Here is a 4,829-nt window from a genome sequence, read left to right on the forward strand (position 1 = left end):
CGTAATGATGCACGGCTTACGATCCCTCAAAGCCATGCTTCACGGCTGGAGCCTCCGCAACGATGTGTGAATCTCGTAGGGTCAAGCCGGGCGATGACACCGGTATTTGGGCAAACGGCGCAGCGTCGGCCTCGAGGCTTCAATCCCGCCTGAACCTGTAGTCGAACGCGCTCCGATCCGCTTTGATCAGCCCGACCGTCGGCGTCGGGAAATGCACCGGCAGGATCAGCGTATCGGTGTCGGCCACCTCGGCGAAAAATTTTCGGCGCGAGACCGCCGATTGTTTTGGATCCCAGTCCGGTTTCGCCGACCAGTCCGGTTCGCGGCACTGGATCGCGTGGTGCATCAAATCGCCAGCCACCACCGCGCGCTGGCCGCGGGAGAAAATGTTGACGCAGCAATGGCAGGGCGAGTGGCCCGGCGTCGGCGTCAGCGTGATGGTGTCGTCGAGCGCGTAGTCGTCGTCGACCAGCAGCGCCTGGCCGGCTTCGACGATCGGCAGGCAATTGTCGCGGAATACAGTGCCGGGCGGATTGGCGCCGCGCGCGTGCTCGGCCTCCCAGACCGCATATTCCTTTTTGTGAAACACGTATTTCGCGTTCGGGAAGGTCGGCACCCAGCGTCCGTCGCGCAGCACCGTGTTCCAGCCGGTATGGTCGATGTGAAGATGGGTGCAGAACACATAGTCCACGCTCTCGTAGGCGACCCCGAGCGCGAACAGCTCGTTGCGCCAGCGCTCCTTGCCGGGAAAATCGAACGGCGGCGGATGGCCCTTGTCCTCGCCGGTGCAGGTGTCCACCAGAATGGTATGGCGCGGGGTGCGAACGACAAACGTCTGGTAGGTGATGACCATCAGCCCGAGCGCCGCGTCGTACACCTCCGGCTCCATGGCCGGCAGATGGTGCTTGAAGACGGCGTCGTCATAGGCCGGGAAGAAATCCTGCGGCCGCCGCCACGGGCCTTCGCGTTCGATCACCGCATCGATGGTGATGTCGCCGATCCGAAGCTGCTTCATCGCGCAGGCTCCGCCGCGATCTTCGTCAGCAGCGTCATCAGCGCCTCCGGCGCGGTGACGTTCGGCGAGTGACTGGCATCGATCTCGTAATAGCGCCACGCGGGATCGCTTTTGGCTTGCTTGGCAAATGGCCCAAACGTATCCGCCGGCGTGATGCGCGTGGCGTAGATGTAGCTGCGCGGCAGGGTCAGCGCGCCGCCCCGCAGCCTGAGCCCGGTCTCGAAGCACTTGATCGGCATATGGACGCGGCGCGTGCTCAGCCATTCGAGGTCGGCCGGCGAGGTGTCCGGCGGCGTCGGGTTCGGCGGCACCCGCCAGCCGTCGCCGCTGTTCTTGAGCTCCTGCATGCGCGGCCGCGCCACCTCGTTCAGGTCGAGCAGCGACTGGCCGTCGGCGGGCACGAAGGCATCGACATAGATCAGCTTGACGATGCGATCGCGGGCGCGGTCGGCGACCCCGGTGGCGACCATGCCGCCATAGCTGTGGCCGACCAGGACGATGTCGCGCAGGTCTTCGTACCTGATGACGTTGAGGACGTCCTCGATGTGGGTTTCGAGATCGATCGACGGATTGGCCAGATGCGCGCGCTCGCCCAAACCGGTGTAGGTCGGCGTCACCAGCCGATGCCCGCTGGCCGCCATCAGCGGGTGCATCTTCTTCCAGGCCCAGCCGGCCGACCAGGCGCCGTGGCAGACGAGAAACGTTGCTCCCATGATGTTTTTTCCTGTTGGGCAATGCGCCGATGCCGATTTGGCAATACTACCGACCCGTCGCTTGATGTAAACGTCGCCGCCAACTCAGACGCTGTCATTCCGGGGCGATGCGAAGCATCGAACCCGGAATCGCGGGATTCTCAGGGGCGCAATGGCGCCCAATAGTTCGGCTCGTTTCACTCGCGCCCCGGAATGACGACGCAAATGACCACTTTCGCCTACGTGCTGGTGCTGCTCGGCGCGCTCTCCGGCGGATTCGTCTCCGGCCTCGTCGGATTCGGCACGGCGATGACGGCGCTGGGGATCTGGCTCTATGTGCTGCCGCCCACGCTCGCGGTGCCGCTGGTGCTGATCTGTTCGGTGGTCGCCCAGACCTCGACGATGCCGGCGATGTGGCGCAGTTTCGACCTGACGCTGGTCTGGCCATTCCTGATCGGCGGCCTCGCCGGCGTTCCGTTCGGCGTGCTGCTGATCGCCTATGCCGATCCGCAGGTCTTCAAGCTCAGCATCGGCGTGCTGCTGCTGGTGTTTCCGATTGCGCTGTATTTGCAGCGCAGACCGATGGCGTTCACCTTCGGGGGCCGGATCGCGGACGGCGCGATCGGATTTGCCGGCGGCATCCTCGGCGGCCTCGCCGGCCTGTCCGGCGCGCTTCCGACCTTGTGGGCGAGCGTGCGGGGCTGGGGCAAGGACGAGCGCCGCGGCGTTTTCCAGACCTTCAACTGGACCGTCCTGTTCACGGCGTTATGCCTGCAGGCCGGCATGGGCCTCGTCAGGCTGGACGTGATCTGGCTCGCCCTGATCGCGTTCCCGGCGACGATCACCGGCGCGTGGCTCGGCGCGCGGGCCTATCGCGCGTTGAGCGACCGCAATTTCAGGGATCTGGTGCTGGCGCTGCTGTTTCTGTCCGGCGTCGGGCTGGTCTGGAGCAGCATCGGCGCGAAGTAGCCGCACATGCTCCGCCAGCTCAGGACGGAAGCGAAGCCACGGGTTCAGTATCGCGCTTCGCCCCCAGCACCATGCCGCCGGCGACGCCGACGCCCAGCACGTAGATCCAGCCTTCGTGAAAATCGAACAGATGCGAATTGAACAGCGAGGTGAAGATGTTCTGCACGACCACCAGCAGGCCGATCCATGCCGCGAGGCCCTCGCCGCGAAACAGCGTCAGATGTTTCCACCACAACGCAAGCAGCACGACGATCCCGAACACGCCCCACTGGATCGCGACGGCCAGGGTCTGATTGTGCGGGTTTGCCACGACCTCGGCGCGGAAGCCGACCTGGCCGGCTGCCGCCTTTTCGAACAGCCCGCGCGTCGACCCGGTGCCATGCCCGATCACGGGAGCTTCCGCAATAAAGCGCAGCGACTTCTGCCAGAATTCCAGCCGGGAGCCGACTCCGCTTGGATTGCTCTGGACCGTGGTCTGCTGCCAGTCGGCAAGGAACTTGTTGCCGGTGGCGCGCAGGTCCGGCGATACGTTCCAGACCATTCCCGCGAGCAGGATAGCGGCGGAAGCTGCAAATATCGTCGTTCGCCATTTCAGATGAAGCAGGGCGAATACCGCGAGCATGACCGGAATGGTCACCAGCGCGGTTCGCGAAACCACCACGAACACCATGTTGGCCAGCAGGCTGAAGGCAATGACCGCAAGCAGCGCCGCGAGCCGTGTCCTGCCGGCTCGCACCGCCATCATGATCGGATAGGCCAGCGCCACCGCGCACAGCGCGAACTCATGGCTTTGCGCGATATAGTTCTTGACGAAGATCCCCCGCATCGTGGCGTCATCCTTGAGCGTGAGGTCAGGCTCGAAGGTAACGGCCCAGGACACGACCATCAGCAGCGTGCAGGACGCCAGAAAGGCGATGAAGACCCACAGGCCGCGCGGCGAGCGTTCGAAATGATAGAACAGCAGCGGCAGCAGCAGCAGTTTGGCGGTCGGGCTGACCGCATGGAGCCGGGCACCCCAGGATGCGTCCGACCACAGGGTTCCCACCAGCGCCAGCGCGAACAAGGCGATCGGCAGCGCCGAGATCGGCCGTAGCAGCGAGCGCAACAAGGCGCGCGGCTCGATGGTCGGGATCAGCGCGACGAGCCAGAGCACCGCAGCGATTGCAACGCCGGAGGTCGACCACGGCAGCAGGAGCACGATCAGGACCGTCAGCAGATCGATATTGAGGATCCGCGCGGCCGGGTCGTGCCGCGCGGACCAGATGACCGAAAGCCAGGAGGCGCCGGGCTCTCTTCGTATGGCGTCAGTCATCCTTGTTCCCTTGCGCCCCGCGACGGCACCGCGACACCCATTCTACGCCGCGGAGGTGCCCGTCCGCAAATTTGAGTACGTCATTCCGGGACGCATCGAAGATGCGAACCCGGAATAACGACTACTCCGCCGCCGAAATGCGGCCGAACTCCGTCGCCTGCCGTTCGAACAGGCCACGATAGATTCCGCCCGCGCGATTGGCCAGCATGGCATGGGCGCCCTGCTCGACGATGTCGCCGCGGTCGAACACCAGGATCCGGTCGAGGCTGCGCACCGTCGACAGCCGGTGTGCGATCACGATCGAGGTGCGGCCTTTCATCAGCCGTTCCATCGCCTGCTGGATCAGCGCCTCGGATTCGGAATCCAGGCTCGACGTCGCCTCGTCCAGAATCAGCACCGGCGCATCGGCCAGAAACGCGCGCGCCAGCGCCACGCGCTGCCGCTCGCCGCCGGACAGCTTGACGCCGCGCTCGCCGACCAGCGTGCCGTAGCCTTTCGGCAGCCGCAGGATGAACTCATGGGCATTGGCCAGCCGCGCCGCCTGCTCGATCGCCGCCATGCTGGCGCCCGGCCGGCCATACGCGATGTTCTCGGCCAGTGACCGGTGAAACAGGATCGGGTCCTGCTGCACGATGGCGATCTGGCTGCGCAGCGAATACTGTGTCGTCAGCGCGATATCCTGACCGTCGATCAGGATACGCCCGCCGCTGACATCGTAGAGCCGCTGCACCAGTTTGACAAAAGTCGTCTTGCCGGAGCCGGAGCGGCCGACCAGTCCGACACGCTCGCCGGCGCGGATGTCGACCGACAGGCCGTCATACAGCGGCTCGCGGTGGCCGCC

The 4,829-nt window shown here is 65.2% G+C and carries 5 protein-coding genes; 1 reads left to right on the top strand and 4 read right to left on the bottom strand.

The window, feature by feature from the left end; all coding sequences use genetic code 11:
* Nucleotides 1-139 precede the first annotated feature (139 nt).
* Together Q8N40_RS26325 and Q8N40_RS26330 are read right to left on the bottom strand one after the other, a co-directional pair.
* The gene (locus tag Q8N40_RS26325) at nt 140-1,015 is read right to left on the bottom strand and encodes an MBL fold metallo-hydrolase (protein WP_305713895.1); all 876 of its coding nucleotides are present in this window, start codon (nt 1,013-1,015) and stop codon (nt 140-142) included.
* Complete coding sequence (locus Q8N40_RS26330; RefSeq protein ID WP_305713896.1) at nt 1,012-1,728, bottom strand: alpha/beta fold hydrolase; 717 nt, start codon at nt 1,726-1,728, stop codon at nt 1,012-1,014. The genes Q8N40_RS26325 and Q8N40_RS26330 overlap by 4 nt, the downstream gene beginning before the upstream one ends.
* 204 nt (nt 1,729-1,932) lie before the next feature.
* On the opposite strand from Q8N40_RS26330, the gene Q8N40_RS26335 reads away from it, so the two are divergent.
* Nucleotides 1,933-2,676 (top strand): sulfite exporter TauE/SafE family protein, encoded by a 744-nt coding sequence (locus Q8N40_RS26335; protein ID WP_305713897.1) that lies wholly within the window; start codon nt 1,933-1,935, stop codon nt 2,674-2,676.
* Nucleotides 2,677-2,695: 19 nt separating this feature from the next.
* Here the strand turns inward: Q8N40_RS26335 and Q8N40_RS26340 are convergent, their stop codons facing one another.
* Together Q8N40_RS26340 and Q8N40_RS26345 are read right to left on the bottom strand one after the other, a co-directional pair.
* On the bottom strand, nt 2,696-3,988 hold the full coding sequence (locus Q8N40_RS26340; RefSeq protein ID WP_305713898.1) for an O-antigen ligase: 1,293 nt from the start codon (nt 3,986-3,988) through the stop codon (nt 2,696-2,698).
* A gap of 121 nt (nt 3,989-4,109) precedes the next feature.
* On the bottom strand, nt 4,110-4,829 hold a 720-nt coding region (locus Q8N40_RS26345), incomplete at its 5' end, for an ABC transporter ATP-binding protein (protein WP_305713899.1).

This window comes from Bradyrhizobium sp., assembly GCF_030693485.1.
Lineage (GTDB): Bacteria > Pseudomonadota > Alphaproteobacteria > Rhizobiales > Xanthobacteraceae > Bradyrhizobium.